The sequence below is a fragment of the Brevibacterium sp. 239c genome (genome assembly GCF_900169365.1).
Classification (GTDB): Bacteria; Actinomycetota; Actinomycetes; order Actinomycetales; family Brevibacteriaceae; genus Brevibacterium.
This window is the reverse complement of sequence record NZ_FXZH01000056.1, coordinates 1-1,459: the sequence shown is the minus strand read 5'-3', so window position 1 is coordinate 1,459 and position 1,459 is coordinate 1. Positions and strand designations below refer to the sequence as shown.

The 1,459-nt window shown below is 59.4% G+C and carries 1 protein-coding gene; it reads left to right on the top strand.

The genetic code is table 11. From position 1 onward, the window contains the following. The first annotated feature begins 164 nt into the window (after window positions 1-164). Window positions 165-1,355, top strand: coding sequence for a DDE-type integrase/transposase/recombinase (locus BSP239C_RS20320; RefSeq protein ID WP_101575100.1), 1,191 nt, complete (start codon window positions 165-167; stop codon window positions 1,353-1,355). The last annotated feature ends 104 nt before the right edge of the window (window positions 1,356-1,459 follow it).

The window sequence follows — 1,459 nt, the reverse complement described above, 5'->3', positions numbered from 1 at the left end:
CCCGCGTTGACTCATAGAAAACCTCCGCGTAACCCACATCGTTGCCCCACATGAAAACCTCCGGGAACACCGAGTCGTTGACTCAAAAGAAAACCTCCGCCACCGGAGTGGCTCCAACCCACGGGCAGCAATGACGGGTACGCCTGATTTTCATGGAGTTGACAATGAAGCAACGACAAGCCGTGACGAAGAAAAAGGCTATCGCCTACAAACACGCCGACCGTGCCAGCAAATCCCGCATCCTTGACGAACTCGTCGACCTCACCGGATTCCACCGCGACTACGCCCGGCAAGCCCTGCGACAGGCCCTGACACCCAAGATCGTCAAACCTAAACCCGGTCGGGCACCGATCTACACTCCCGACCTGTTGCCAGCCTTGATCACCTGCTGGGCGGTCCTGCGAGCACCGGCCGGCAAACTCATGGCCGCGATGTTACCGACCCTGGTCCCGATGCTTCGTCGTGACAAGGAGCTGACCATCACCGATGCCCAAGCCGATCTGCTCATGTCGATGAGCCCGGCCACGATCGACCGAAAACTCGCCGACGAACGTAAGAAGATGCTGCCCCGGGGCCGATCCCACACGAAGCCCGGATCCTTACTGAAGTCCCAGATCCCCATCAGGACCTGGGCCGAATGGGACGACGCCGTGCCCGGATTCGTCGAAATCGACCTCGTCGGCCACGAAGGCGGCAACGCATCTGGCGAGTACTGTTTCACCCTGACCGTGACCGACATCAGCACCGGATGGACCGTGAACCGGTCGGTGAAGAACAAGGCCGCGAAATGGGTCTTCGAAGCCCTCGAACACGTCATGGCCGTCTTCCCGTTCCCCATCATCGGCATCGATTCCGACAACGGGTCCGAGTTCATCAACGAACACCTCCTGGCCTACTGCACCGACCACGAGATCACGTTCACCCGGTCCCGGTCAGGCAACAAGAACGACGGGGCCCATGTCGAGCAGAAGAACTGGGCCCGAGTCCGTGAACTCGTCGGCTACCTCCGCTACGACACGGCTGCTGAACTCGAGTTACTCAATGAGATCTGGGAACTCGACCGGATCTTCACCAACTACCTCCTGCCTCAGCAGAAACTGATCTCCAAAACCCGCCACGGAGCGAAAGTATCCAAGAAACACGATCGGCCAGCCACCCCGCATCAACGCGCGATCCGGCACGAGAAGATGCGTAAACGCCCGATCATCAGCATGAACGCCGCGTTCAAGCGCATCAAACCAGGTGCCCTGTCGAGACAAATCCTCGACCTCACCGGCCGACTCGAGACCCTGTCGGTGGCGAAGAAGCCCGGCCTGGACAAACCCGCGGTCAACCGAGCCTGGAACAACGGGTGACCCTTCCGGAGGTTCCTATTTGAGGCAACGACTCGGTGTTGCCGGAGGTTTTCATCTGAGGCAACGATGTTTCTTTCCCGGAGGTATTGCAATGAGGCAACAGG